This window comes from Mesorhizobium sp. WSM4808 (assembly GCF_055811675.1).
The window spans coordinates 176,519-201,661 of sequence record NZ_JBVVQX010000002.1; the positions used below are offsets into that span (position 1 = coordinate 176,519).

The 25,143-nt window shown below is 61.5% G+C and carries 25 protein-coding genes and 1 tRNA gene; 6 read left to right on the forward strand and 20 right to left on the reverse strand.

Annotation, left to right across the window (positions count from 1 at the left end):
- Positions 1 to 20: 20 nt before the first annotated feature.
- The 13 genes from AC0L2U_RS03615 to rpoZ all read right to left on the reverse strand — a co-directional run bounded on the left by AC0L2U_RS03615 (position 21) and on the right by rpoZ (position 12,022).
- On the reverse strand, positions 21 to 539 hold the full coding sequence (locus tag AC0L2U_RS03615) for a PaaI family thioesterase (protein WP_027162667.1): 519 nt from the start codon (positions 537 to 539) through the stop codon (positions 21 to 23).
- Entirely contained in the window at positions 536 to 1,312 is a 777-nt protein-coding gene (recO, locus tag AC0L2U_RS03620; protein ID WP_473601396.1) for a DNA repair protein RecO, read from the reverse strand. Before recO ends, AC0L2U_RS03615 begins: the two co-directional genes overlap by 4 nt.
- Positions 1,313 to 1,705: 393 nt before the next feature.
- Positions 1,706 to 2,800, reverse strand: coding sequence for a porin (locus AC0L2U_RS03625; protein WP_473601397.1), 1,095 nt, complete (start codon positions 2,798 to 2,800; stop codon positions 1,706 to 1,708).
- 734 nt (positions 2,801 to 3,534) lie between these two features.
- Complete coding sequence (locus AC0L2U_RS03630; RefSeq protein WP_292702670.1) at positions 3,535 to 4,428, reverse strand: aminoglycoside phosphotransferase family protein; 894 nt, start codon at positions 4,426 to 4,428, stop codon at positions 3,535 to 3,537.
- Between the two features lie 5 nt (positions 4,429 to 4,433).
- Positions 4,434 to 5,360 (reverse strand): GTPase Era, encoded by a 927-nt coding sequence (gene era / locus AC0L2U_RS03635; protein ID WP_027038032.1) that lies wholly within the window; start codon positions 5,358 to 5,360, stop codon positions 4,434 to 4,436.
- A complete protein-coding gene (gene rnc / locus AC0L2U_RS03640) occupies positions 5,357 to 6,112 on the reverse strand; it encodes a ribonuclease III (RefSeq protein ID WP_128289777.1) in 756 nt (251 codons plus the stop codon). Before rnc ends, era begins: the two co-directional genes overlap by 4 nt.
- A complete protein-coding gene (gene lepB, locus AC0L2U_RS03645) occupies positions 6,112 to 6,861 on the reverse strand; it encodes a signal peptidase I (RefSeq protein WP_127267160.1) in 750 nt (249 codons plus the stop codon). Before lepB ends, rnc begins: the two co-directional genes overlap by 1 nt.
- Before the next feature lie 78 nt (positions 6,862 to 6,939).
- Complete coding sequence (gene acpS / locus AC0L2U_RS03650) at positions 6,940 to 7,353, reverse strand: holo-ACP synthase (protein ID WP_292692862.1); 414 nt, start codon at positions 7,351 to 7,353, stop codon at positions 6,940 to 6,942.
- Positions 7,350 to 7,949, reverse strand: a complete 600-nt coding sequence (locus AC0L2U_RS03655) for a DUF2062 domain-containing protein (protein ID WP_127322859.1) — start codon at positions 7,947 to 7,949, stop codon at positions 7,350 to 7,352. Before AC0L2U_RS03655 ends, acpS begins: the two co-directional genes overlap by 4 nt.
- A 248-nt stretch (positions 7,950 to 8,197) precedes the next feature.
- Positions 8,198 to 8,599: a VOC family protein gene (locus AC0L2U_RS03660; protein ID WP_292692859.1), complete on the reverse strand. Its 402-nt coding sequence runs from the start codon at positions 8,597 to 8,599 to the stop codon at positions 8,198 to 8,200.
- A gap of 50 nt (positions 8,600 to 8,649) precedes the next feature.
- A complete protein-coding gene (pyrE, locus tag AC0L2U_RS03665) occupies positions 8,650 to 9,228 on the reverse strand; it encodes an orotate phosphoribosyltransferase (RefSeq protein ID WP_127267157.1) in 579 nt (192 codons plus the stop codon).
- A 50-nt stretch (positions 9,229 to 9,278) separates the two neighbouring features.
- Entirely contained in the window at positions 9,279 to 11,507 is a 2,229-nt protein-coding gene (locus AC0L2U_RS03670; protein WP_023812864.1) for a RelA/SpoT family protein, read from the reverse strand.
- 113 nt (positions 11,508 to 11,620) lie between these two features.
- The gene (gene rpoZ / locus AC0L2U_RS03675) at positions 11,621 to 12,022 is read right to left on the reverse strand and encodes a DNA-directed RNA polymerase subunit omega (protein WP_013532591.1); all 402 of its coding nucleotides are present in this window, start codon (positions 12,020 to 12,022) and stop codon (positions 11,621 to 11,623) included.
- Positions 12,023 to 12,349: 327 nt separating this feature from the next.
- Between rpoZ and AC0L2U_RS03680 the strand changes: the two genes are divergently transcribed.
- Entirely contained in the window at positions 12,350 to 12,931 is a 582-nt protein-coding gene (locus tag AC0L2U_RS03680) for a LabA-like NYN domain-containing protein (RefSeq protein WP_127267156.1), read from the forward strand.
- Between the two features lie 11 nt (positions 12,932 to 12,942).
- On the forward strand, positions 12,943 to 13,599 hold the full coding sequence (locus AC0L2U_RS03685; protein ID WP_473601400.1) for a uracil-DNA glycosylase: 657 nt from the start codon (positions 12,943 to 12,945) through the stop codon (positions 13,597 to 13,599).
- Positions 13,600 to 13,616: 17 nt separating this feature from the next.
- Here AC0L2U_RS03685 and AC0L2U_RS03690 read toward each other — a convergent pair whose 3' ends face one another.
- Genes AC0L2U_RS03690 through dapA form a run of 3 tightly spaced genes read right to left on the reverse strand, consistent with a single transcriptional unit; the run spans position 13,617 to position 15,728 of the window.
- Positions 13,617 to 14,327 carry a glycoside hydrolase family 25 protein gene (locus tag AC0L2U_RS03690; RefSeq protein ID WP_473601401.1) on the reverse strand — a complete coding sequence of 237 codons (711 nt, stop codon included), beginning with the start codon at positions 14,325 to 14,327 and terminating at the stop codon, positions 13,617 to 13,619.
- Between the two features lie 14 nt (positions 14,328 to 14,341).
- Positions 14,342 to 14,821, reverse strand: a complete 480-nt coding sequence (gene smpB, locus AC0L2U_RS03695) for an SsrA-binding protein SmpB (protein WP_013532594.1) — start codon at positions 14,819 to 14,821, stop codon at positions 14,342 to 14,344.
- Between the two features lie 25 nt (positions 14,822 to 14,846).
- The gene (gene dapA, locus AC0L2U_RS03700) at positions 14,847 to 15,728 is read right to left on the reverse strand and encodes a 4-hydroxy-tetrahydrodipicolinate synthase (RefSeq protein ID WP_127267153.1); all 882 of its coding nucleotides are present in this window, start codon (positions 15,726 to 15,728) and stop codon (positions 14,847 to 14,849) included.
- Between the two features lie 246 nt (positions 15,729 to 15,974).
- Here dapA and AC0L2U_RS03705 point away from each other — a divergent pair, with 246 nt between their 5' ends.
- Both AC0L2U_RS03705 and AC0L2U_RS03710 read left to right on the forward strand, forming a co-directional pair.
- Positions 15,975 to 18,026: a lytic transglycosylase domain-containing protein gene (locus AC0L2U_RS03705; protein ID WP_473601402.1), complete on the forward strand. Its 2,052-nt coding sequence runs from the start codon at positions 15,975 to 15,977 to the stop codon at positions 18,024 to 18,026.
- A gap of 232 nt (positions 18,027 to 18,258) precedes the next feature.
- The gene (locus AC0L2U_RS03710) at positions 18,259 to 19,158 is read left to right on the forward strand and encodes an alpha/beta fold hydrolase (protein ID WP_473601403.1); all 900 of its coding nucleotides are present in this window, start codon (positions 18,259 to 18,261) and stop codon (positions 19,156 to 19,158) included.
- Positions 19,159 to 19,218: 60 nt separating this feature from the next.
- Here the strand turns inward: AC0L2U_RS03710 and AC0L2U_RS03715 are convergent, their stop codons facing one another.
- The 4 genes from AC0L2U_RS03715 to AC0L2U_RS03730 all read right to left on the reverse strand — a co-directional run bounded on the left by AC0L2U_RS03715 (position 19,219) and on the right by AC0L2U_RS03730 (position 22,244).
- Positions 19,219 to 20,313, reverse strand: a complete 1,095-nt coding sequence (locus AC0L2U_RS03715) for a tyrosine-type recombinase/integrase (protein ID WP_128363098.1) — start codon at positions 20,311 to 20,313, stop codon at positions 19,219 to 19,221.
- Between the two features lie 235 nt (positions 20,314 to 20,548).
- Positions 20,549 to 21,718: a porin gene (locus tag AC0L2U_RS03720; protein WP_473601405.1), complete on the reverse strand. Its 1,170-nt coding sequence runs from the start codon at positions 21,716 to 21,718 to the stop codon at positions 20,549 to 20,551.
- A 97-nt stretch (positions 21,719 to 21,815) separates the two neighbouring features.
- The gene (locus AC0L2U_RS03725; protein ID WP_245486894.1) at positions 21,816 to 22,181 is read right to left on the reverse strand and encodes a GIY-YIG nuclease family protein; all 366 of its coding nucleotides are present in this window, start codon (positions 22,179 to 22,181) and stop codon (positions 21,816 to 21,818) included.
- Positions 22,154 to 22,244, reverse strand: a tRNA-Ser gene (locus tag AC0L2U_RS03730). The genes AC0L2U_RS03725 and AC0L2U_RS03730 overlap by 28 nt, the downstream gene beginning before the upstream one ends.
- Positions 22,245 to 22,694: 450 nt before the next feature.
- Between AC0L2U_RS03730 and AC0L2U_RS03735 the strand changes: the two genes are divergently transcribed.
- Both AC0L2U_RS03735 and AC0L2U_RS03740 read left to right on the forward strand, forming a co-directional pair.
- Positions 22,695 to 23,882 (forward strand): porin, encoded by a 1,188-nt coding sequence (locus AC0L2U_RS03735; RefSeq protein ID WP_473601407.1) that lies wholly within the window; start codon positions 22,695 to 22,697, stop codon positions 23,880 to 23,882.
- 136 nt (positions 23,883 to 24,018) lie between these two features.
- Entirely contained in the window at positions 24,019 to 25,131 is a 1,113-nt protein-coding gene (locus tag AC0L2U_RS03740) for a pyridoxal phosphate-dependent aminotransferase (RefSeq protein ID WP_128288775.1), read from the forward strand.
- Positions 25,132 to 25,143: the final 12 nt, after the last annotated feature.

A 25,143-nucleotide genomic window follows, 5' to 3' on the forward strand; every position in this document is an offset into this window, starting at 1 on the left:
AAAACTCAATGCGCCGCCAGTCAACGCGCCGCCAGATTGGCGGCCGGAAAGATCGAGCATGTTTCGGTGCCGAAAGCCAGCAGCTTGCCGCCGGCATCCTTCAGCGTCGCTTCCGACACCGCCAACGTGCGGCCCTTGTGAACAACCCTGCCCTCGCACACCACCTCGCCGGTCTTCGGCGTGATGGGACGCGTCAAATTCACCTTGAACTCCGCCGTGGTATAGGCCTCGCCCTTTTCGAGCAGCGTCTGCACGGCACAGGCCAGTGCCGAATCGAGCAGCGTCGCCGCCCAGCCGCCATGCACGCTGCCCAGCGGATTGAGATGGCGCTCGCTCGGCATGCCCCGAAAGACAGCGCGCCCTTCCGAGACTTCGGTGAGAGTGAAATTCAGCTGGAAGGAAATCGGCGGCGCCGGATACTTGCCGTCGACGATGCGCTGCAGCAATTCCAAACCGGTGTATTTCAGGATGTCGGCGTGCGGAATGGTGCCGAGGCCGAGCGGTGAGACCCGGCCAGGATAAAGTTCGACCTCGCTCATGTGATGATTTCTCTGGCTGCGTCTTCGCCAGCTATGGCCTTGCCGCGCGCGTGATGTTTGCGCAAGGCGGCGAGGAAGCCGGTACGAGCGTCCGGCGGCTCGATGCCGCGCGGCTCATAGACGTGACGGTTGAAGAAGAAGCCGGTGAGCCGGAAGGCGTCGTCGACATCAGCCGCATCGGCGCGCAGGCCGGAGCCGCGCTGCAGGAAGGCCGGCAGAGCCAGCATCTTGTCGCGCCACGGCAAACCGGCTTCGCGCGATACCGCACGTCCCGACTTCGGTGAGACATAGGCCAGGTCCTGTCGCGTGCCGGTGGCGGCGCATTGGCTGAGATCGAGGCCGAAGCCGAGTTCGTCCAGCACCAGAAGCTCGAAGCGCGCCACCAGTTCGCCGGCAACGTCGGCGTCGTCGAGATGGACGATCATCACGGCAAGCGTTTCGTAGAGACCTTCATGCGCGTCGCGCTCGGGCAACAGGCGCAGATGCGCGGCCATGGTCTGCAAGCCATAGACCGCGACGGCGCTATCCATTAGCCGGGCCGCGTTCATCTCGATCGCCTCGGCCTGGAACGTACCGAGATGCTCGTCAAGGCGCGCCCGCCACAACAGGTCGACGCGATTGCCGGGCTGGAGCACAGGCTGCTGCTTGCGCGAACGGCCGCCACGAACAAGGCCAAGATGACGGCCATGCGCGCGCGTCATCACCTCGAGAATGGCGCTGGTTTCGCCATGCTTGCGGGTGCCGAGAATGATTCCCTCGTCGCGCCATTCCATCCCCAAAGCTTTTCACCGGTTGGATGGCGAAATCAAGGGTTGGGTTTGGCGCCCGGCGGGGCCACGAACTCGGGTTAACCGGTTCCTTCGGAGCCTTCGCCGGCGCGTTGGCTGACGGAGCACAAACGAAAAACCCGCCTGTGCGGCGGGTCACTGGCGCAAATCAGCACCATGGACGAACATGTACCATAGCTGAGGTCACGGAATCAAGAAAAAATTCCTATCTTGAAAAACTACCACAAAAGCTGCCAACACCGCCGAACTGGCTGCCGCGAGGCCTTTTTTAACCTGAGTTCGGAGCCCTGGTGCCGGCAGGCCGTCACCTAGCATCAGCATACAAAAAGCCGCCCGCAGCAATGTGCTGCGGGCGGTCTGGTAAGGTCAGTCGATCCGTTAGAACGAGCGCTGGAAGCGAATGATGCCGCCGACGCCATCCTTGAACTTGTCGTCGAAATTCTTGAAGTAATCGACTTCGGCCGTGATCGTGTAGCCGGGCACGATGGTGTAGGCGACGTTCGCGGCAACCGCGAAGTCTTCGAAGTCGGTGTAGGAGACCTGGGCGTTGAGCTGGACCTTCTTGTTGACGGTGTAGGTGCCACCGCCCCAGACGGCGAAGTTGCCGGTCCATGGCTTGTAGAAGTTGGTCGCCTTGTTGTCGTCGGTGCCGTAGCCCAGCATGGCGAACAGGGTCAGGTCCGAGGTCGCCTTGATGTCGAGGCGAGCCTTGCCGGCCCATTCTTCCCAGTTGCTGTTGTAGGCGCCGACCGCGGTGATCGCACCCCAGTCGCCCTTGTACTTCACACCGCCCACGACATGCGGAACATAGCTGTCGATGGTCTCGGCGCCCGAACCTTCTTCAAGCGAAGCCACCGCGGAGAAGCCGTTGCCGGCATCGAAGTAGTAGCTGATCAGGTTGGTGTCCTTGAGGCCGTAAGGAATGATCGTGTCCTGGACGACGTTGCCGGCATAGCCGATGAAGGAATCATAGGCCGTTTCGTCCTTGCCGACGCGCAGCCCGCCAAGCTGGATCCAGGCGAAATGCAGATCGGTGGCCTTGTTGCCGGCCTCGCTGTCGATCGCAAAGCCATCGGCGCCCTTGGCCGTGGTTACGCTGCCGAAGTTGAAGCGCGTCTCGGTGTAGGTCTTCAACGTGCCGAGTTCGGTTTCCTGGCCGGTCCATGTCTTCAGCGTGAAGCGCGCGTTCTTGCTCCAGGTGTCGTTGATGCCGCCATCCTGGGAATCGATGGCCTTGGTGCCATCGAGCACGCGATTGCCGTCGCCGAAGCTGGCGTCATAGCGAATGTAGCCGCCGATGCGCAGGCAGGTCTCGGTGCCCGGGATGTAGAAGTAGCCGGCGCCGTAGACGTCGCAGATCTTGACGTATTCGGCCGGTTCCGGTTCGGCGACGACGACAGCGTCCGCAGCGCGCGCGCCGCTGACCGCGATCAGGGCCGCGGCTGAGCCGAGAAGGAGGCTCTTGATGTTCATTTTCTGACCTCTCCAGTCATAGTTTAAAAATGGCTTCGGGGCTGGCGGCAATGTTTTCCCGCCTCACCCCCCCAACGAAAAAGGCTCGCACCGCTCGCCCTTTTCAGCGGCGAACATACCCATCGATCATCTGCCTTCAATGACGATTTCCGGAATAATGACAATTCCCCAAACAGATTAATGCCGTGTTGCACAAATAACACTTGATAATCCGACGAGCGGCACAAATGGCACAATGTCATTTATTAAATATATATACGGATACTTTCGCGGCTAACTATACTGATAACGTGTTATATTTCCAATATTTCCGCATAATACGCAAAGTATACCTCAATTCCGTCGAAATTTATCCGATTATTGCCGCCTCCCCTTCTGTTGCCAGATAACGCCCATCTGCAAATCCCGCTCTGATACCGAGGCGAAAAGCGGGATGACGCTTCCAAGGGTGTCTGCCCCCTCCAAGGCGGTCGAAACTTCCTGGAGTGCCGTCGTGTCGCCGATTGTGACAGCAGCCAGCCGTTGAAAAACGATTCCTCCGTGACGCCCTCTCAGTGGACCTGAACGACGCAGGCGATGCGCTCCCCCCCCGCCTCGATCAGGCGGGTGGGCACGCATAGGTCCGGGAAAGCATCGCCTCGGCCAGAATGTCCCTGGTCGCGCCATACGGGGGCGGATGGATCGGCGACAGGATCAGGATCTGGTGGGCGAGAGCGCCTTGAACGTTTGGCGCCTCACCCCCGCCGCGCGTGATCGGCAAGCATCTCATCGATCACATGACGGGATTTTTCAACCTCGACAGGGTTGACGTCGATCTGTCCAGCTACCGTGATCAGCGCCTTCCAAAGCGTCCAGCCACGACCACGCGCCCACATCGCCTCATCGGCTGGAAGGCCGGCGCGAAACGCCTCCCGGCTTTTGCCTTCAAACAATGTCCAGGCAATCGCCAGATCGCAGGCGGGATCGCCAACGCCGGAGGTTCCGAAGTCGATCACCGCGCCCAACCGGCCTTGCCTGACCAGCAGGTTTCCCCAACTGACGTCGCCGTGGAACCAGACCGGCGCACCGTGCCATGGCGCGGCAAGTGCTGCCTCCCACACCGCGCGGGCTGCGACCGTATCGATCTTGCCGTCGAGGGCTGCAATCGCTTGCCGGGTTTCGCCATCGTAGACGCTGAGTGCTCCGCCGCGAAAGAAGTTGTGTTGTCCCGGCGCCGGTCCGCCAGTGGCATCGATACGCTGCAGGGCGACCAGGAACGCGGCCAGGTCGGTCGCAAATTGTGGCAGGCTGGCAATCCGCTCGCGCTTTGCCGTCTCGCCTTCGATCCAGCGGTAGACGGACCAGTGCCAAGGATAGTTTTCGGCCGGAACTCCCATCGCCAGCGGCACCGGAATCGGCAGCGGCAACAGAGGCGCCAGCCTCGGCAGCCAGCGATGTTCCTTTTCCACTTGCAGGAAATAGGCCGCGGCGCTTGGCAGCCGCACGGTCATCTCGTCGCCGAGATGAAAGGTCCTGTTGTCCCATCCGCCAAATTCGACCGGCCTGACCGCAAGATCTTTCCACCAGGGGAATTGCGTGGCCACCAACCGGCGGACCAAAGCTGTGTCAATCGGAGGCTTGTTGTCCATCGAGCCTAGCGCGGAAACTCGAGCCCCATCTCGCGATAGCGCTCAGGGTCGTCGCCCCAGTTCTCGCGCACCTTGACGAACAGGAACAGGTGCACCTTCTGTTCGAGGATGCCCGCTATCTCCATGCGTGCCGCCTGGCCGATGGCGCGGATTGTCTCGCCCTTGTGGCCAAGAACGATCTTCTTCTGGCTGTCGCGCTCGACATAGATGGTCTGGTCGATGCGCACCGAGCCATCCGGCTTCTCTTCCCATTTCTCGGTCTCGATATGCGAGGAATAGGGCAGTTCCTGATGCAGCCTTAGATACAGCTTCTCGCGCGTGATCTCGGCCGCGAGCTGGCGCATCGGCAGGTCCGAGATCTGGTCTTCCGGATAGTACCAGGGGCCGACCGGCAGAGCCTCGGCCAGATAATCGAGCACGTCCTTGCAGCCGGAACCGGTCAGCGCCGACACCATGAAGGTGCGCTTGAACGGCACCCTTTCGTTCGCTGCCGCCGACAGAGCGAGCAGCGCTTCGTGCTTGACGCGGTCGACCTTGTTGAGGATCAGCACCATCGGCTGGCGCACATCCTTCAGCCGTTCGAGGATGGCGTCGGCGTCGCCCCTGATGCCGCGTTCGGCATCGATCAAAAGCAGCACGATGTCGGCGTCCTTGGCCCCGCCCCAGGCGGTGGTCACCATCGCCGTGTCGAGCCTCCGCTTCGGCTTGAAGATGCCGGGCGTGTCGACAAAAACGATCTGCGCATTGTCATGCGTGGCGATGCCGCGCACGATGGCGCGGGTCGTCTGCACCTTGTGGGTGACGATCGACACCTTGGCGCCCACCAATTGGTTGACCAGCGTCGACTTGCCCGCATTGGGCGCGCCGATCAGCGCGACAAAACCGGAATGCGTGGCGGCGGCTGCGGTCGCCGGCTCTTCGGTAGCGGTCATGCCGCACTCCCTTCACTGGAGGGTCGCGCGCCCTCCGATTTTTGGGCCGATGTGGTGGCCCAGACGCCTTCGCGCACAAGAAATGCCGAAGCCGCCGCTTCTTCGGCAACCCTGCGGGAGCCGCCAGTGCCGCTTATCGGCGCAAAACCGCGGACCTGCAAGGACACGGTGAAGACGGGCTGGTGGTCCGGGCCTTCGCGTTTTTCGATCACGTATTCGGGGCGTGCATCGCTGGTCTTGGCAATCCATTCCTGCAGATCGGATTTCGGATTGAGCGGCTTTGTGATCACCGTATTCGAGCGCGGTTCCCAGTAGCGCAGGACAAACCGCCGCGCGGCCTCGATGCCACCGTCAACGTAAACCGCCGCGATCAGGGCTTCGACCGCATCCGCCAGATAGTTTCCGCCCGAGCCACGCGACCGCATCTTCAAGGCAGAATCGGCGCGGACCAGATCCTCCAGCTGCATTTCGATGCCGATCTCGGAGCATGTCCGCGCATCGACCAGCGCATTGAAACGCGGCGCGATTTCACCTTCCGGCGCATCGGGAAATTTTTCGAAAAGCATATCGGCGACGACAAGCCCGAGCACGCGGTCGCCAAGAAATTCAAGACGCTGGTTGTTGGTGGCGGCCTTGACCGCACTGGAATGCGTCAAGGCGGTCTCGAGCAAGCGGATATCCTTGAAGACGTGGCCGGTCTTGGCTTTTACCAAACCGGCCAGAGTTTCGCCTGTCGGACGCTTCAAAGCCATCAATTGACGAAGTGGAACAGGCGCGAAGCGCGCATCAGCGACGGCCATTTCCAGATTTCGAGAGGGCTCGCCTTGCCGGCGATCGAGAAGAAAACAAGATTGGCGCGGCCAACCAGATTTTCCGCGGGAACGTAGCCGACGGTGAAACGGCTGTCGGCGGAATTGTCCCGGTTGTCGCCCATCATGAAATAGTGGCCGGGCGGCACATCGAATTCGCGGGTGTTGTCGCCGATCGAGTTCGAATTCAGGTCGAGCGTGTCGTAGCTGACGCCGTTGGGCAAGGTCTCACGATAGACATCGATCGGGCGCGATTCCTCGGTGATGTCGGGATTGTCGATCTGGCCTGTTTTCACGCGCGGCACGCCGACGCCGTTGATGAACAGCTGGCCGTCCTTGACCTGGATCTTGTCACCCGGCAGGCCGACAACGCGCTTGATGTAGTCGACGGACGGATCAGGCGGGAACTTGAACACCGCCACGTCGCCGCGCTTCGGCTCGGCGCCCCAGATACGGCCCGAAAAGATGTCGGGGCCGAAAGGCAGCGAGTACCGCGAATAGCCATAGGACCATTTGGTGACGAACAGATAGTCGCCTTCAAGAAGCGTCGGCCGCATTGATCCCGACGGGATCGAAAAAGGTTGGAACAGCAGCGTGCGGATGACCAGGGCGAGCAAAAGCGCCTGGACGATGACGCTGACGGTCTCGCCAAGCCCGCCGGATTTCTTCTCGGATTTTTCAGCCACGCTCATGTCGTCCTCGATTGTGCGTTGGATGGTATAGAGTCTCGGCGCGCGCTGGGCAACGTCAATGCCGGTCGTCAGAGGCAATCAATGTGGCGCTTCTTCGACGGGCAGCGCCTCGATGATCACAAAGGCTTGAGCGAGCGGGAAATCATCCGTGATGGTGAGGTGGATTGCCGCCCGATGGCCCTTTGGCAGGATCTTGTCCAGCCTGGCCTGCGCTCCTCCCGTCAGAGCCATGGCCGGCGCGCCACTGGGCAGGTTGACGACACCCATGTCGCGCCAGAACACGCCCTGCGCCATACCGGTGCCCAGCGCCTTGGCGCAGGCCTCCTTGGCGGCGAAGCGTTTGGCATAAGAGGCCGCGCGGGCGCCTCGATTGTCGGAACGCGCCTGTTCGACCTCGGTGTAGATTCTCTGGATGAAGCGCTGGCCGTGACGCTCCAGCGATTTCTCGATGCGTCTGATGTCGATCAGGTCGCTGCCGATGCCGATGATCATCGCGCGGTGGAACCGATGCTTGCGCCGGGATGGGACGATTGCGCATGCCGGCTTGCGCGCTCGGCCAGACGTTTGCGCCGCTGTTCGCGGAAAGCGTTCATGCCCCAGCGCGTGAGGGCGTAGAACAGCAGCCCGAAGGCGAGCCCGAGCGGAACCGCGCCTATCAGCATCGGTTCAAGGACCGGTTTCCACAATTGCGCGAAGGAGAGGTTGTGCAACATCTCGCCCAGATGTGCCGGCGGCCCATGCGTCGGCAAGCGGTCATGCAGGATGAGCTTGCCCGTTTCCCACGACGCCCCCCATAGCAACGGGAAGGTCAGGGGGTTGCCGAAAAAAACCGCGCCGAGAGCGGCCGCCACCAGATTGCCGGCGATCACCCAGCACAGGAGGGCAGCGATGATGAAATGGAAACCGACGGGAAAGAATGAAGCGAAGACCCCGGCTGCAACGCCGGCCGCCACCGCATGCGGTGTGGCCTTCAGCCGCAGGATGCGCTTGGAAAAATACTGAAGCGAGCGCGAAAATGAGCGGCGCGGCCAAAGGTAGGTACGCACCCGCTCGTAAAGGCCATCAGGCTTGCGGCGTCGAAAAAGCACTCTGTTCCCGTTCCACGGCTCCCGCAACGGCACCTTAGCCTGGCGTGGCAGCCACATCTTGCGCTTGACGATCACCCAATGGCAATCGCAAGCATGATATAACGACGCGCTGACAGAAGAACAACCAAGCACCGTCTGTCCGATGCGCACTCGTCGCCGCCCTTCGGGGTGGCAGGTCTTGTTTCGAACATTGGACAATCGCGGCGAATTTAAGGAAAACTGGCAGTCGCTCTTTCGAAGAGCGCCGGCTACGGCAGGTATTCGCTGATTTCGACCAGATTGCCGTCCGGATCGCGGAAATAGACCGACATCATCGGACCTCTAGCCCCGACACGTTCGACCGGACCGAGTTCCACCGCCACACCATTGGCCGCGAGCCGGGCACGGACCTCATCCAGTGGCCCGTCCGTGACCAGGCAGAAATCGCTCGAGCCCGGAGTCGGCGACTTCGCCTTCGGCTCGAAAGTGCGGCCGACCTCATGCACATTGATCTTATGGATACCGAAAGCCAGCGCCGTCGGCCGATCCGCCGCGTCGATGCGCTCAAAACCCAGCACGCGCTGGTAAAACTCACAGGTCACTTCCAGCGAAGCGACCGTCAGCACGAAATGATCGATGCCGGTGATCATTTCCAATCTGTCTTCACGCATGTCGCTTTCCACAAAACCGCCCCACACTGTTGGGCGAAAAAAATGCCCCGTCAGATGTTGCGGCTGCCGGGCTTGATCGCCGGGATGGCGGCAAGCTCCGGTGGCAGCCGGTCGGCCGGATAGGCCGGGACCTCATACTCGGCCAGCGCGATGAGCGGCACGCCGACATCGGTCTTGCCAGCCGAACGGTCGATGATGCAGGCCGCGGCCACTACCTCGGCGCCAAGATCGCGCAGGCACTCGATGGTCTCTCGGATCGACAGGCCAGTGGTGACGATGTCCTCGACGATGACGACACGCGAACCCCTGGCTATCTCGAAGCGGCGCAAGCGGAACTCGCCGCCTTCCCGCTCGACCCAGATCGCCGGCACGCGGAGATGGCGCGAGGTCTCGTAGGCTGGGATCAGCCCGCCGATCGCCGGGCCTACGACATAGTCGATCTTGCCGGGCACGCCTGCGCGGATTTTCTCCGCCAGCGCCTTGCACAGTAGCTCGGTCTTGTCGGCATGCATGAACACGCGCGCCTTCTGCAGGAAGACCGGACTGCGCAGGCCCGAGGTCAAAATGAAATGCCCTTCCAGAACAGCACCCGCCTCGCGGAAAATGCCCAGCACTTCATCGGTGTTCATGTCTGCCTCTTTTTGATTGACCATGACTTTGTCCGAAACCGGAGCATGATCTAGCCATTGACGCGTCTTGCGTCGCTGACGCTCGAATTGTCCTTGAGCTGCGACAGCAGCCGGTTGAGGTGCTTGAGATCCCAGACTTCGAGATCGATCAGCATTTCGGTGAAGTCGGGCGCAGTGCGCACCATCGACAGCGTATGGATATTGGCGTCGTTCGAGGCAACCACCTGCGCTATATCGGCGAGTGACCCCGGCGCGTTGATGGCGGTGACCGAGACACGCGCCGGAAAGCGTTCCTTGGTGCGCTCGTCGATGTCCCAGCGCACGTCTATCCAGCGCTCGGGCTGGTCGTCGAACGCCTGCAGCGCCGGCGACTGGATCGGATAGATGGTGATGCCGGTGCCCGGCTGGACGATGCCGACGATGCGATCGCCAGGCACTGCCCCTTCCGGCGCGAAGCGCACCGGCAGATCACCGCGCACGCCGCGGATCGGCACGGCGCCATCGCGTGGCTGGTCCTTGTCCTTGCGCGCGGCGCGACCCGGAATCTGGAACAACATACCGGCCGCATTGCGGATCTTCGACCAGCCCTCCTCGCGCGGCTTGGGGACGGCCGTGGTGACGCGCTCATCCTTGTAGTCAGGGAATACCGCCTTCATGACGTCGGTGGAGGCGAGCTCGCCGCGCCCGACGGAGGCCAGCACGTCCTCGATGTCCTTGCGCGCCAGCCTGTGCAGCACCTGCTTCAGGCTCTCCTTGGTGAAGGTCTTGCCGGCACGCTCGAAGGCGCGTTCCAGGATGCGGATGCCGAGACCCGAATATTGCTTGCGGATGGCGTTCTTGGTGGCACGGCGGATGGCCGAGCGCGCCTTGCCGGTGACGACGACCGATTCCCATGCCGCCGGCGGCACCTGCGCCTTGGAGCGGATGATCTCGACCTCATCGCCGTTCTTCAGCTCCGTCATCAGCGGCATGATGCGGCCGTTGACCTTGGCACCGACGCAGGTGTCGCCGACATCGGTGTGCACCGCATAGGCGAAATCGATCGGCGTCGCGCCGCGCGGCAGCGCAATCAGCATGCCTTTCGGGGTGAAGCAGAACACCTGGTCCTGGAACAGCTCCAGCTTGGTATTTTCGAGGAAATCCTCGGGATTGTCGCCCTCGGCAAGCTGCTCGATGGTGCGCCGCAGCCAGGCGTAGGCGTTGGTTTCCTTCGAAATCGCGTGGGCGGCGCCATTCGTCTTGCCGCCGGTGTCCTTGTAGATCGAATGGGCAGCGACGCCGTATTCGGCGATTTTGTTCATCTCTCGGGTGCGGATTTGCAGCTCGACACGCTGGCGCGACGGGCCGACGATGGTGGTGTGGATCGACCGATAATCGTTCTGCTTCGGCGTCGAGATGTAGTCCTTGAAGCGGCCCGGCACCATCGACCACGCGGTGTGGATGGCGCCAAGCGCCCTGTAACAATCCTCGACCGTGTCGACGACGACGCGGAAGCCGAAAATATCCGAGAGCTGCTCGAAGGACAGCGCCTTGGCCTCCATCTTGCGGAACACCGACCACGGCTTCTTCTGCCGGCTCTTCACGCCGGCGTTGATCGCATGCTTCTCGAACAGCGTGGACAGCGCCTTTTCGATGTCCGTCAGCACGCCCTTGTTGCGCTCGAAGATTTCGGCAAGCCGTGCGGTGACGGCGCGATAGGCTTCCGGATTGATGAAGCGGAAGGCGATCTCTTCCAGCTCCTCGCGCATGCCTTGCATGCCCATGCGGCCGGCCAGCGGCGCGTAGATATCCATCGTCTCCTCGGCGATGCGCAGGCGCTTGGCCTCCGGCATGTGGTCGAGGGTGCGCATATTGTGCAGGCGGTCGGCGAGCTTGACCAGCAGCACGCGGACATCTTCTGAAATCGCCAGCAGAAGCTTTCTCAGGTTTTCCGCCTGCTCGGCCTTCTTCGAGACGAGATCGAGCTTCTTCAGCTTGGTCAGGCCCTCGACCAGCTTGCCCATTTCGGGGCCGAACAGATCGTCGATCTCGGCCCGTGTGGCGGTCGTGTCCTCGATCGTGTCGTGCAGCAGGGCGACCGCGATCGTCGCCTCGTCCATATGCATCTCGGTGAGGATGGCGGCGACTTCGAGCGGGTGCGAGAAATACGGGTCGCCGGAAGCGCGCTTCTGGTGGCCATGCTTCTGCATGGCATAGACATAGGCCTTGTTGAGCAACGCCTCGTTGACGTCAGGCTTGTAGCGCTGGACGCGCTCGACAAGCTCATACTGACGCATCATGGGCGGGATCTCGCAGCGGTGAAATGAATCATGCGCCGCACTGCTGTACGGCGCATGTCATAGATAGCCACGAAACTGCCAGGACGGAAGTGCCGGATGCTTGATCCAGGCTCTTAGTAGTCGTCGCTTTTTTCCGGTGGCACCAGACCCTCGATGCCGGCCAGGAGATCTTCCTCGGTCATGCGGTCGAAGGTGATGTTCTCCTCGGCGTCATCGGCGTCGGTGGCAGCAACGGCGGTGCCGGTCTGATCGGCAATCGCCTCGCCATCGGCCTCGGGCTCGTCGACCTCGACATGCTTCTGCAGCGAATGGATCAGATCTTCCTTGAGGTCGTCGGGCGACAGCGTCTCATCGGCGATCTCGCGCAGCGCCACGACCGGGTTCTTGTCGTTGTCACGCGGCACGGTGATCGGCGCGCCCTGGCTGATCTGCCGGGCACGGTGGCCGGCAAGCAGCACCAGTTCGAAGCGGTTGTCGACCTTGTCGATGCAATCTTCAACGGTTACGCGGGCCATGGATTGCCCCTTTCATGCGATGGATTTGATGGAAAACAGGCGCGGTCCATAACCCGAACGCCGCCAAAATACAAGCATCATGGACAATGGCCGGGCTGCAGGGCGCCCAATCCTTCGTTCAAACACCCGATTCGGCAAAAACTGGCTGTGCTTATGTGTTCGGTGTCCCGATCACAATTGCTTGCAGTGCCGCACGCGCCCTTGGATTGCCGTGAATCTGGCGCTATCTCGGATGCGTAGAGGTCAGCCGGTTTATTATAAGCCTGACCGAACGTCGCTATCGCATTTCGTTTAGACGGCCGTTTATTTCGAGAAGGAATATTTTCCATGTTCGACCCTCGTGAAAAAATCGCCCTATTCATCGACGGCGCCAATCTTTATGCGACGTCGCGCGCGCTCGGCTTCGACATCGACTATCGCAAGCTCCTGTCGAGCTTCCAGAAACGTGGCTATCTCCTGCGCGCCTATTATTACACGGCGCTGGTCGAGGATCAGGAATACTCCTCGATCCGACCGCTGATCGACTGGCTCGACTATAACGGCTTCAAGGTGGTCACCAAGCCGGCCAAGGAATTCACCGACTCGACCGGCCGCCGCAAGATCAAGGGCAATATGGACATCGAGCTGACGGTCGATGCGCTGGAGCTCGCCGATGTCGTCGACCACTATGTCATCTTTTCCGGCGACGGCGATTTCCGCACGCTGGTCGAGGCGCTGCAGCGGCGCGGCCGCAAGGTGTCGATCGTCTCGACCATGGCCTCGCAGCCGCCGATGATCTCCGACGATCTGCGCCGCCAAGCCGACCATTTCATTGACCTGACGACCTTGAAGAACGACGTTGGCCGCGATCCGTCCGAGCGGCCGGTGCGCAGGCCCGAGCCGGCCGAAGTCGACGAGGACGATTACTGAGGCCGGTCGCCATGACCGTCCTTTCCGCCTCCGAACCCGGCCGCGACTGCCCGCTCTGCCCGCGGCTGCACGACTTCATCGCCGAGTGGCGGCAGCGCGAACCACCCTGGTTCAATGCGCCGGTGCCGACTTTCCTGCCCTCGGAAGGTGACGCGACGGTCCAACTGCTGATCGTCGGGCTGGCGCCCGGCCTTCGCGGTGCCAACCGAACGGGCCGCCCGTTCACCGGCGACTATGCCGGCGACCTGCTCTACTCGACACTGATTTCGCACGGTTTTGCACGCGGCGAATTCAAGGCCAGACCCGACGACGGATTGGAGCTTGTCGGCACGGCGATCACCAATGCCGTGCGCTGCGTGCCGCCCGAGAACAAGCCGGTGGGCGCCGAGATTGCCACCTGCCGGACATTCCTGGTGCCGACGATCGCCCGGTTCCCTAATTTGCGCGCCGTGCTGGCACTGGGATCGATCGCGCATCAGTCGACGGTGCGGGCGCTGGGTGGGCGCGTCGCCGCCTACCCGTTCAAGCATGGCGGGCAGCTGCCGGCCGGTGGCGTCACGCTGTTTTCGAGCTATCACTGCTCACGCTACAACACCAATACCGGCGTGCTGACCGAAGCGATGTTCGTTAGCGTTTTCAGCCAGATATCGGAATTCTTGCAGAAATAGAGCCGGGTGCCAGCGGATCAGCTTGGCGGCGCAAACAGTGCACTCAACGCACCGGGCCCACCCTGCAGCACATTCAGGTCGACATCGCCATTGATGCCGTCAACGCGACCCCTGTTGTGGTACTGCCAGTAGACCCAGTCGTCGCGATCCGGCTCCAGGAGCAATGAGCGGAGCCAGAGCGGACGGGCAGCAATGCGCTCTGCATACGCTTCCGCTGCGTCGTCGGTCAGATAGACCACCGCCGGCTTGCCGAACGCCGCCTCGACTGGAGCGAGGAACGCGGCCAGTTCGGCGTTCAATTGTTCGGGCGTCGGCCGCTGCGGGCAGTTGCCGCCGAATTCGATATCGACCACGGGTGGCAGCAGGGGCTGATCGTGCGGCACCACCGAGATGAAATTCTTCGCCTGGTCCGCACCCGGCCGGCAAAAGGTGAAAAAGTGATAGGCGCCGACGGCGAGACCGGCGGCCCGGGCCTCTTCCAGATTCCGTGCGAAAGCATCATCGACATGATCGCCGCCTTCGGTCGCCTTGATGACGGCAAAGGCGACATCGTCGGCGGCTACGCGCCGCCAATCGATCTGGCCCTGATGATGGGAGACGTCGATGCCCCTGACTGGATATTTATCGCGATCCGGCGAGAATGACCTGAAATAGAGATAGCCGCCTGCTGCGAGGAAACACAACAAGACCAGGCTGGCCAAACCAAAGAGAACAATCCGGTTCTTCAAGCGAATGGCCCCGCCTACCCACGCTCTTTTAACAGCCGGCCCTTCTCGCGCGACCAATCGCGCTGCTTCTCGGATTCGCGCTTGTCGTGCAGTTTCTTGCCGCGGCCGACAGCGAGCAGCAGCTTGGCGCGGCCCTGGTCGTTGAAATAGATTTTCAGCGGCACCAGTGTCATGCCTTCGCGGTCGACACTCTGTGACAGTTTCGCCATCTCGCGCTTGTTGAGCAGCAGTTTGCGGCGCCGGCGCGGCTCATGGTTGAAGCGGTTGGCCTGCAGATATTCCGGCAGATAGGAATTGATCAGCCAGATCTCGCCACCTTCGACCGAGGCATAGCTGTCCTGGATGTTGGCCTGGCCCTGGCGCAGCGACTTGACCTCGGTGCCGGTCAGCACCAGACCGGCCTCGACCGTGTCAAGCACCTCATAGGAAAACCGCGCCTTACGGTTTTCCGAAACGGTCTTGTTGTTGGGATCGGCTTTTCTGACTTGATTCATGATGTGGAGAGGTGGCGCCTCATCCCTAATTAATCAAGCCGGCGTGCTTCATAGCCGCATCGATCTTGTCGGCAGTCGACTGTTCGATCGTCACCAGCGGCGAGCGCAGCACGTTTTCGACCTTGCCTAGCTTCGACAGCGCATATTTGGCGCCGGAAACGCCAGGCTCGATGAAGATCGCCTTGTGCAGCGGCAGCAGGCGATCCTGCAGATCCAGCGCCCTGACGCTGTCGCCGGCAAGCGTTGCCTCCTGGAATTCGGCGCAGAGCCGCGGCGCGACGTTCGACGTCACCGAAATACAGCCGACGCCGCCATGGGCGTTGAAGCCGAGCGCCGAAGCGTCCTCGCCCGAGAGCTGGATGAAATCCTTGCCGCACGTGGCGCGCTGCTCGGAGACCCGTTCGACCTTGCCGGTGGCATCCTTGACGCCGACAATATTCTTGAAGTCGTGCGCGAGCCGCCCCATCGTCTCCGGCATCATGTCGATGACCGAGCGCGGCGGGATGTTGTAGATGATGATCGGCAGCTTGGTCGCCTTGGCGACCGCCGCGAAATGCTCGTAAAGACCGCGCTGTGTCGGCCTGTTGTAGTAGGGCGTGACGACGAGGGCGGCATCGGCGCCGGCCTTCTCGGCATACTGCACGAGGCCGACTGCTTCCTCGGTGTTGTTGGAGCCGGCGCCGGCGACGACCGGAACGCGGCCCTTGGCCACCTCGATACACACCTTGACGACCTGGCGGTGCTCGTCATGCGACAGCGTCGGCGACTCGCCGGTGGTGCCGACCGGCACCAGGCCCGTCGTGCCCTCTGAGAGTTGCCATTCGACGAACGCGCGAAAGGCTTTCTCGTCGAAACGCCCGCTCTTTTCGAACGGTGTCACGAGCGCAGTAAGCGAGCCTCTCAGCATGTCGTCCAACTCCTTGGCACTTCTGGTGTTTGTGTCGGTGTTTGTGGTCGCGCCTTCTAACCGAAAGCGAAGCGGCGCACCATAGTCTCGACATGGTTGCGCGGCAAGCATTGCCATGGTGCCAGCAAGCGCAATTCGAACAGCCTCGCTAACCCTTTGTTTACGGGCTCTTCACGACCTAAGTTTAGGCTTCGAGGCATCTTCGCCAGCCTGTGGAATGCCAGGACAAGGAAAGACTTAAGGATCATGCCGGGCGGTCGGCCTCACCTTTTCGCGCTGCTTGGCGCCACGCTCGCGCTGATGCCGGGCATGGCGATCAGCGGTAGCGTGGACGTACGGGTCACCTCAGCCATTCCGATGCCAGGCGCGGCAATTGCGCTGCCAGACCTGCAGGATAGGACGCGACAGGCGCCCTTGCCTGACGTCGCCCCCCTGAAAAGCGGGCTGGATGCGTTGGCGGCGGGCGATAGTCCCCGCGCTCGTGGAGTGCGCAATGCCCTTCCGGCTCAGTCGCTCGACCAGCATATCCTTGCCTGGGCGATCGCGCTTTATGGCGGCGACAAGGTTCCGAGCGGCGATATCACTGCTGCGGCCAAGATGCTGCCCAATTGGCCGGGCACCGTCGCCCTGCGCAGGAACAGCGAGCGCGCACTCTATCGCGAGAACCCTGCCCCCGACATCGTTATCAGGGCGTTCGACGGCAGCCAGCCGCAGACATTCGAAGGCGTGATGGTTCTTGCCCGCGCCTATGTGGCGTCAGGCAATATCAAGGCGGCACGTTCGGTGCTGTCGCCCTTCTGGCGCACCGCGATCCTGGAGGCCAGGGACGAGGCGGCGCTGATCAAGGAATTCGGCAGCTTGATCCCGGCCACCGACCACCGTTTTCGCATGGAGCGCATGTTCTATGCCGACCGCGCGAATTCCGCTTTGCGCGTCGCCGGCCTGGCCGGCGCCCAGCAACTCGCCGAGGCCTGGGCGGCGGCCGACAAAGGCGACAAGAACGCGCCCAAGCTGCTGAAGGCCGTGCCGGCAATGCAACGTTCGGCCGGCTACTTCTTCGCGCAGGCCGAATATCTGCGCAAGCAGGAGGATTTTGCCGGGGCCGCCGCCATTGTGATGCAGGCGCCGACCGATCGCGACGCTCTCGTCGATCCGGATGCCTGGTGGGTCGAGCGCCGGGTGTTGTCGCGCGAACTGGTAGACCAGGGCGACATGAAGACCGCGTACAAGATCGTCGCCACACACGCCGCCGAAAGTGCCGCCAATGCGGCAGACGCCGAATTCCATGCTGGCTGGTATGCGCTGCGCGGCCTGAACGACCCAAAAACCGCGGCCAGTCATTTCGCTCGCATCGCGGACCTCGCCCAGGGGCCGATGACGCTGTCGCGCGCCTATTACTGGCTCGGCCGTGCCGCGGAAGTCGGTGGTCCGGGCAATGCAATGGACTATTTTGCGCGCGCCGCTGCCTATGGCACGACATTCTACGGCCAGCTTGCCGCCGAACGCGTGGGCCGGCAGGCGCTGAACATCGCCTACCCCTCGCCAAGTGCAGCCGACCGGCAGAATTTTGCCGGCCGCGAGGCCGTCAGCGCCATCAAGCGGCTGCAGGAGGCGGGCTACGACCGCTATGCCGAGACGCTCTATCGCGACCTTGCCGGGCAGTTGACCAGTCCGGGCGAACTGGCGCTGCTGGCTGTCCTTGCGGAAAAGCAAGGGAACCATTTTATGGCGCTGAAAATCGGCAAGATCGCCGGGGCGCGCGGCATCGATGTCGGCGCATTGTCGCATCCGCTCGGCGTCATTCCCGATTCGGCCGACATTTCCGGCTCGGGCAAGGCCCTGGCCTATGCGATCGCCCGTCAGGAAAGCGAATTCAACATCGGCGCCGTGTCCAGCGCCGGCGCGCGCGGGCTGCTACAGCTGATGCCGGGAACCGCAAGGCAACTGGCGAAGAAGGCCGGGCTGCAGTTTTCGCAAACACGGCTGACCACCGATGCCGGCTACAATGCGACGCTTGGCTCAGCCTTCCTCGGCGAACAGCTCGATCGCTTCAACGGCTCCTACGTGCTGACCTTCGCCGGCTACAACGCCGGCCCCAACCGAGCCAGCCAGTGGGTGGCCAGATATGGCGACCCGCGCGGCAAGGACATCGACGCGGTCGTCGACTGGATCGAGCGGATTCCCTATACGGAAACAAGGAGTTACGTTCAGCGCGTGATGGAGAATTACGAGGTCTACAAGATGCGTATTTCGGGCAAATACGACATTGTCGGGGATCTGGTGAACGGGCGGAGCTGAGGCTTTCTGTCCTTCTCCCCTTGTGGGAGAAGGTGTCGCCGAAGGCGACGGATGAGGGGTGTTCCAGGGAACGCCAACGCCTCACTTCGCTGGAACACCCCTCATCCGTCTCGGCGCTAGCGCGCCGATCCACCTTCTCCCACAAGGGGAGAAGGCAAAAGAGCCTTTCATTTGACCATCCCTGCCCTCGCCTGTAGCTGTCCAGATCGGTACAGCGAGATCGAACATTCCGATGGCAAGCGAGCAAAATTTCTCCGACTTCTTCTACAGTGCACCGGATGGGCTAAAACTTCATGCGCGCGTCTACGGTGAGGCCAATAGCGGATCCTGGCCGGTTGTCTGCCTGCCTGGCCTGACTCGCAACGCCAGGGATTTTCACGAGCTGGCGCTCTATCTGTCGACGGATGCGGCAACTCCGCGCAAGGTGATCGCCTTCGATTACCGTGGGCGCGGGCAGTCAACCTACGATCCCGACGTCAAAAACTACAATGTCGGCGTGGAGGCTGGCGACATCCTGGCCGGGCTGACGGCGCTGAACATCGAGGAAGCGGCCTTCATCGGCACCTCGCGCGGGGGATTGATTATCCATGTGCTCTGGATGATGCGGTCATCCGTCCTGAAAGCCATTGTTTTCAACGACATCGGACCGGTGATCGAGACGGCCGGACTTGCCCATATCCAGTCTTATCTCGAGCGCGACCCGGCACCGAAAACCCGCCCGCAGGCAATTGCCGCCCAGCGCAGCGTGCATGGCGAAGACTTCCCCGCCCTTGCCGGCGCCGATTGGGATCGCATGGTATGGGCTCTCTACCGCGAAACGGATGATGGGCTGATGCCGGATTTCGATCCGAAGCTGGTGGATACCGTGGCGAGCCTCGATCTGACGCAGAAGCTCCCTGATCTATGGCCTCAATTCGAGGCGTTGGCCGCCATCCCGTTGCTCGCCATACGTGGTGCCAATTCGAGATTGCTGTCCATAGACACGCTCAACCAGATGAGAGAGCGCCATTCCATGATGGAGACGATCACTGTCGAGGGCCAGGGCCATGCGCCATTCCTCGAGACCGGCAGCCTACCGGGCGACATAGCCGCTTTTCTCGATCAAGCCGAGCGGAAGAATATCCTGAAGTAAATCCCATGACCAAACAAGGTCACGGGATAGCCATGATGGTATAGGTGGGGATTCTTTAGCCTACTTGGCTTTTGAACTTTTCCGAGTCGCTTTCGGCGACTCCTTTGCGGCGGTGGCTGCCTCGTCCTTCTTTTTCCGCCCTGCCGTCGGCGACGAAGGCGTCGTCACGGGCGAAGAAAACACGGAGCCTTCAGCGCGATTGCCGCCCGGCTGAGTCGATCGAGGTGTTTCCAGCACGATGACACAGCCATCGAGATCGTTGGTGGCCAGATGCGCGTAGCGCATGGTCATCGACAGCGTCTGGTGGCCGAGCCACATCTGCACGCGCCTGATGTCGATGCCGCCCTGGACAAGGCGCGAGGCGCAGGTATGGCGCAGTATGTGCGGCACCACCTGGTCGTCTGCACCAAGTCCGACTTCGGCCTTCGCGTCGTTCCAGATGGCACGAAACTGTGCCTGGCTAAGCTTTGTGAACGGTCCCTTGGGCCGACGGCCTTCGGTGGGCGGCAGCTTGATGACCTCCTTGACCCGCTCGGTCATCGGAATGGTGCGGCTGCGGCCGGATTTGGTGATCCAGAAACTGACGCGATGCTCCTGGATATCGTTCCAGATCAGCCCAAGCGCCTCGCCGAGACGGCATCCGGTGTCGACCAGGAAGACGGAAAGCCTGTAGGCATCCTCGCTGCGGTTCTTGATGGCGGCGAACAGGCGCGCCTCTTCGTCCCTTTCGAGGAAGCGAATCCGACCCGCCCGCTCCTTCTGGCGGCGGAACTCGGGCAGGCTGTGGATATCTCCCATCTTGTGAGCCTTGCGCAGCAGTTTGCTGAGGGCAGCCATCTTTCGATTGATGGTTGCGTTGCTGTTGCCGCGCTGGCGCAAGGTGCCGATAAGGTTGTCCAGGGTACTTTGGTCAAAGGCGCTGAAACGCTCCCCAAGGAGGATCTCGTCTATTTCGCCGATGAACGAGCTGACATTATACTTATGCCGCCCATCATCCCATAATATGTCCCGATATGCTGAAAAAAGATCTCCGACCCGATGCGACTTTACTTCTCTAATCTTGTTGTAGGTGTATCGAATCTTCGGACTTTGAGAAGAAAACATCGAAAAATGATCAGAGGACTCGCCCTCTTGAATCGCTTCGTTCGTCATCATTTGCCACACCCCCGAGTGGGATAGGTCAGCCCTACCCGCTTGGAAGCGTCCTTTCAAGAGATTTAATCACGCAGTTGTGATTTCATCCGCCCATCAGCGGATCCCACGAAACCACCCCACGGATTCATTCAGCTACCGTTCCCCCATCCTTCTGTTTGCCTTGATCCAGTCACGAAACAAAAACAGCCCGGGCGTTGTGCGCCCGGGCTGGATTTTACCTGTAAGGAACCAGCCCTTAGAACGAGCGCTGGAAGCGGAGGAGACCGCCGATGCTGCTGTCATCGTCAGCGCCGGTCCAGTTGGAGGCCGGGAAGCTGCCCGCATTGACGTAGTCGACTTCGGCTGTGACCGTGAAGCCGGGAACGACGTCATAGGCGATGTTCGCCGCGATGCCGAGGTTCTCGTCTTCGTCATACGAGATCTGGGTGTTGAACGAGGTCTTCTCGTTGAACTTGTAGGTGCCACCGCCCCAGATCGCCCAGTTGCCGCCCCACTGCTTGTAGAAGCCGCGACCGCCAGCCGGGACATGCCAGGTCGGGTCGGAGAGGTTGTCATCGGTGCCGTAACCGCCCATGACCCACAGCTGTATGGCGTCAGAGACGTTGACATCCAAACGAACCTTGCCAGCGACTTCTTCGTAGTTGCTGTCATAAGCGACAACACCCGAGATGCCGCCCCAGCCCTGCGTCCACTTCAGGCCGCCGACGACATGCGGAACATAGCTGTCGATGGTGCCCTTCACGCCCGAGCCTTCTTCGAGAGAGAGAACGGCCGAGAAGCCGTTGCCAGCGTCGAAGTAGTACTGGATCACGTTGGTGTCAAAATCGCCGTAGGGAACCAGCGTATCGTTGATGACGTTGCCAGCGTAGCCGGTGAACGTGTTGAAGGCCGATTCGTCCTTACCGACGCGGAGACCACCGAGCTGGATCCAGGCGAAGTTCAGCGAGACATTCTTGTTACCGGCAGCGTTCGGAGCAAAGGTAGGGTTGCCGAGGGCGTCAACGCCATCCTGGACCGCAAAGCCTTGGCGATTGCCGAAGTTGAAGCGGGTCTCGGTGTAGGTCTTCAAGGTGCCGAGTTCGGTTTCCTGGCCGGTCCAGGTCTTCAGCGTGAAGCGGGCATTCTTGTACCAGGTGTCCTGCTCGTCGCCGTCCTCGTGGTCGCCTGACGTTGCACCGGTGAACGCGCCGACGTCGCCAGCGCCGATGTCGTAACGCACATAGCCGCCGATGCGCAGGCAGGTTTCGGTGCCGGGGATGTAGAAGTAGCCAGCGCCGTAGACGTCGCAGATCTTGACGTATTCAGCGGGTTCCGGCTCGGCGACGACGACGGCGTCGGCGGCGCGCGCACCGGAAACTGCGATCAGGGCCGCAGCGGAGCCGAGGAGAAGGCTCTTGATGTTCATTTTCTGACCTCCAGTCAGAATCGAGAGCGGAGGTCGGCAAAACCCAGATCTCAGGCCTTTTTTTCGTTATATTTCAGGCGGATAGATAAAAAGGCCTTCAGCGGGGCTCTGTCCGCCAAAACCGTTTACTGGCGAAAGCCTTGCCCGATCCGGTCTTGAAATATCGCTCGAGTTGCCGTGCGTTGGCCTCGGTTTCGACCGCGATATAGGTCCTCAGGGCTACAGGCGGATAGGCCCTGGTCGAAGTCACATAGCCTGATTGATGCGATTCGAACCGGCGTCGAAGGTCGTTTGTCGACCCGACATAGACATCGCCATTATGAAGCTGCAGGAAATAAACATGGTCCCCTACGCTACTTCGTAGCTTCGGGCGACACTCCCACGCCCGAATGCGGTTCCGGGTGGCCTGCCACCCGAAGCCCGCAGGGCGTAGGGTGGCGGAGAGGATGGGATTCGAACCCACGAGAAGCTTTTGACCTCTACTCCCTTAGCAGGGGAGCGCCTTCGACCACTCGGCCACCTCTCCGTTGCGCCGCTGGATAAAGAAAAGCGCCGGCACAATCAACAAGCCCGCATCATTATATGCAAAAATAAGAAGGCGCCGAACCGCGGCCTTCCATGGATGTGGCGGTTCTGCGGTTGTTTCCCGGCTAGCGACTCGAGAGCTTGCCATGATTCCGTCGGTCCAACGCCAGATTCGCCGGCAAACAAGGGATTGCGGCGGCCTGATGGTTAACGAGAGCTTTCTGAGTGAGGCCAAATCGTGTCATTTGTGCAACAACACCAGGGGATAGCAGCCAGGCAACCCTTTCACCGGTACGATCGTGGTTGAACGCCGCCGCCTCATGGGTAATGTCGATTTCGAAGGAGCGGCGCGGTGCGCATCTTTTTCGGTAGTGGGGATGGGGCAGGGAACGCTGTCCTTCAGCAAAGAATACCCAGACCCGTTTTTTAACTTTTGACTGGAGGTCAGAAAATGAACATCAAGAGCCTTCTCCTTGGCTCCGCTGCGGCCCTGATCGCAGTTTCCGGTGCGCGCGCCGCCGACGCCGTCGTCGTTGCCGAGCCGGAACCCGCTGAATACGTCAAGATTTGCGACGTCTACGGCGCTGGCTACTTCTACATCCCCGGCACCGAAACCTGCCTGCGCATCGGCGGCTATGTCCGTTACGACATCGGTGCTGGCGACGTCGGCTCGTTCGATGGTGCTCGCAGCAACGACGTGCAGGACGGCAAGAACCAGGGATCCTGGTACAAGAACACCCGCTTCACGCTGAAAACCTGGACCGGCCAGGAGACCGAGCTCGGCACCTTGAAGACCTACACCGAGACCCGCTTCAATTTCGGCAACAGCAACGGTGATCCCGACTTTGGCCCGAACGATGCGCACAACAAGGACGTATCGCTGAACTTCGCCTGGATCCAGCTTGGCGGTCTGCGCGTCGGTAAAGACGAATCGGCCTTCGATACGTTCATCGGCTACGCCGGCAACGTCATCCAGGATACGCTGGTTCCCTACGGCGACTTCGACACCAACGTCGTCCAGTACTATTTCGACGCAGGCAATGGTTTCTCGGCCGTGCTCTCGCTCGAAGAAGGCTCTGGCGCTGGCTCCGTCGACGATCTTGGCAACGGCAAGTATGGCGTTGGCACGATCGACAGCTATGTTCCGCATGTTGTCGGCGGCGTGAAGTGGACCCAGGGCTGGGGCGCGATCACCGGTGTCGTTGCGTATGACAGCAACTACGAAGAAGTCGCCGGCAAAGTTCGCTTGGATGTGAACGTTTCCAACGAGTTGTCGTTGTTCATCATGGGGGGCTATGGCACCGACGACAACCTCAACGACCCGACCTATGATCAGCCCGCGGGCGGTCGCGGCTTCTACAAGCAGTGGGGCGGCAACTGGGCAGTGTGGGGCGGTGGCACCTACAAGTTCAACGAGAAGACCTCGTTCAACCTTCAGGCGTCTGCTGATGACTGGAAGAACGTCGGCGTCGCAGCGAACGTTGCCTATGACATCGTTCCCGGCTTCACCGTCACGGCCGAAGTTGACTATCTTCATGCCGGCAAGTTCGATGAGGGCAGCACGGATAACGTCGCGTGGACTCCGGCCGACAAGAAGAACAGCGTCGGCGGCCTCCTCCGCTTCCAGCGCTCGTTCTAATAAGTTGCGACAAGTCGAAATCGAAACCCGGCGGGCAACCGCCGGGTTTTTTGTCGTAGCGCAGCTCGATCGGCAACTTGCACCCGCCAAACTGCCACGTTAGCAAGAAGGCCCTTTTTCAAGCGAGCTTTCCACCATGCACCAGCGCCCTCCCCTCATGCCACTCATCGCAGCGCTTCCCTCGACGGTGCCGTTTGTCGGCCCCGAAGCGCAGGAGCGCGAGCGTGGCCGCGCTTTTCGCGCCCGCATCGGCGCCAATGAGAGCAGCTTTGGTCCCTCGCCGCGCGTCACAGCCCGGATGGCCGAGATCGCCGGCGACATGTGGATGTATTGCGATCCCGACAATCACGATCTGAAGGTGGCGGTCGCCGCGCATCACGGCGTAGAGGCCGAGAACGTCGTTGTCGGCGAAGGCATAGATGGCCTGCTCAGCCTGGTGGCACGCATGTATGTCGCGCCTGGTGACGCGGTGGTTACGTCGCTCGGCGCCTACCCGACATTCAACTTCCACATTGCCGGTGTCGGCGGGCGGCTGGTGACAGTCGCTTACGAGAACGACCGGGAAAGCCTGGATGGCCTGCTGGCGGCGGTGCGCAAGGACAAGGCCCCGCTGGTCTATCTCTCCAACCCCGACAATCCAATGGGCAGCTGGTGGGAGGCGAGCGAGATCATCCGCTTCATCGAGGCGCTGCCGCAAACCACCATGCTGGTGCTCGACGAGGCCTATGGCGAACTCGGACCGGCTTCGGCGATGCCGCCGATCGATATCTCCAGGCCAAACGTCATCCGCATGCGCACCTTCTCGAAGGCTTACGGGCTGGCGGGCATACGCTGCGGCTATGCGATCGCCGAGGCCCAGGTGATCCGCGACTTCGAGAAGATCCGCAACCATTATGGTGTCAGCCGCATGGCGCAGATCGCCGGCGTCGAGGCGCTCGCCGATCAGGACTATCTGCAAAGCGTGGTGGCGCGGGTCGCGGCCGGCCGCCGACGCATCGCAGGCATTGCCGAAGCGAACGGGCTGAAGCCGCTGGCGTCGGCGACCAACTTCGTCACCATCGATTGCGGCGGCGATGGCGCTTTCGCGCTGAAAGTTCTGCAAGGTCTGCTGTCACGCGACGTCTTCATCCGCAAGCCCATGGTGCCACGGCTCGACCGCTGCATCCGCATCAGCGTCGGTCTCGATCACGAGCTCGACATTCTTGCCGAGGAGTTGCCTGGCGCGCTGGCAACAGCGCGGGGAAATTAGGTTCCGTCTGCA

Bases quoted from the DNA above. Each gene is read 5' to 3' on its own strand.
- rnc (WP_128289777.1), bottom strand. From the start codon at position 6,112: ATGGCTTTGAAGCGTCCGACAGGCGAAACTCTGGCCGGTTTGGTAAAA.
- AC0L2U_RS03710 (WP_473601403.1), top strand. From the start codon at position 18,259: ATGGCAAGCGAGCAAAATTTCTCCGACTTCTTCTACAGTGCACCGGAT.
- smpB (WP_013532594.1), bottom strand. From the start codon at position 14,821: ATGAATCAAGTCAGAAAAGCCGATCCCAACAACAAGACCGTTTCGGAA.
- AC0L2U_RS03735 (WP_473601407.1), top strand. From the start codon at position 22,695: ATGAACATCAAGAGCCTTCTCCTTGGCTCCGCTGCGGCCCTGATCGCA.
- AC0L2U_RS03660 (WP_292692859.1), bottom strand. From the start codon at position 8,599: ATGCGTGAAGACAGATTGGAAATGATCACCGGCATCGATCATTTCGTG.
- dapA (WP_127267153.1), bottom strand. From the start codon at position 15,728: ATGCTGAGAGGCTCGCTTACTGCGCTCGTGACACCGTTCGAAAAGAGC.
- pyrE (WP_127267157.1), bottom strand. From the start codon at position 9,228: ATGAACACCGATGAAGTGCTGGGCATTTTCCGCGAGGCGGGTGCTGTT.
- lepB (WP_127267160.1), bottom strand. From the start codon at position 6,861: ATGAGCGTGGCTGAAAAATCCGAGAAGAAATCCGGCGGGCTTGGCGAG.
- era (WP_027038032.1), bottom strand. From the start codon at position 5,360: ATGACCGCTACCGAAGAGCCGGCGACCGCAGCCGCCGCCACGCATTCC.
- acpS (WP_292692862.1), bottom strand. From the start codon at position 7,353: ATGATCATCGGCATCGGCAGCGACCTGATCGACATCAGACGCATCGAG.
- AC0L2U_RS03685 (WP_473601400.1), top strand. From the start codon at position 12,943: ATGACCGTCCTTTCCGCCTCCGAACCCGGCCGCGACTGCCCGCTCTGC.
- rpoZ (WP_013532591.1), bottom strand. From the start codon at position 12,022: ATGGCCCGCGTAACCGTTGAAGATTGCATCGACAAGGTCGACAACCGC.
- AC0L2U_RS03705 (WP_473601402.1), top strand. From the start codon at position 15,975: ATGCCGGGCGGTCGGCCTCACCTTTTCGCGCTGCTTGGCGCCACGCTC.
- AC0L2U_RS03625 (WP_473601397.1), bottom strand. From the start codon at position 2,800: ATGAACATCAAGAGCCTCCTTCTCGGCTCAGCCGCGGCCCTGATCGCG.
- AC0L2U_RS03615 (WP_027162667.1), bottom strand. From the start codon at position 539: ATGAGCGAGGTCGAACTTTATCCTGGCCGGGTCTCACCGCTCGGCCTC.
- AC0L2U_RS03630 (WP_292702670.1), bottom strand. From the start codon at position 4,428: ATGGACAACAAGCCTCCGATTGACACAGCTTTGGTCCGCCGGTTGGTG.
- AC0L2U_RS03720 (WP_473601405.1), bottom strand. From the start codon at position 21,718: ATGAACATCAAGAGCCTTCTCCTCGGCTCCGCTGCGGCCCTGATCGCA.
- AC0L2U_RS03715 (WP_128363098.1), bottom strand. From the start codon at position 20,313: ATGATGACGAACGAAGCGATTCAAGAGGGCGAGTCCTCTGATCATTTT.
- recO (WP_473601396.1), bottom strand. From the start codon at position 1,312: ATGGAATGGCGCGACGAGGGAATCATTCTCGGCACCCGCAAGCATGGC.
- AC0L2U_RS03740 (WP_128288775.1), top strand. From the start codon at position 24,019: ATGCACCAGCGCCCTCCCCTCATGCCACTCATCGCAGCGCTTCCCTCG.
- AC0L2U_RS03680 (WP_127267156.1), top strand. From the start codon at position 12,350: ATGTTCGACCCTCGTGAAAAAATCGCCCTATTCATCGACGGCGCCAAT.
- AC0L2U_RS03670 (WP_023812864.1), bottom strand. From the start codon at position 11,507: ATGATGCGTCAGTATGAGCTTGTCGAGCGCGTCCAGCGCTACAAGCCT.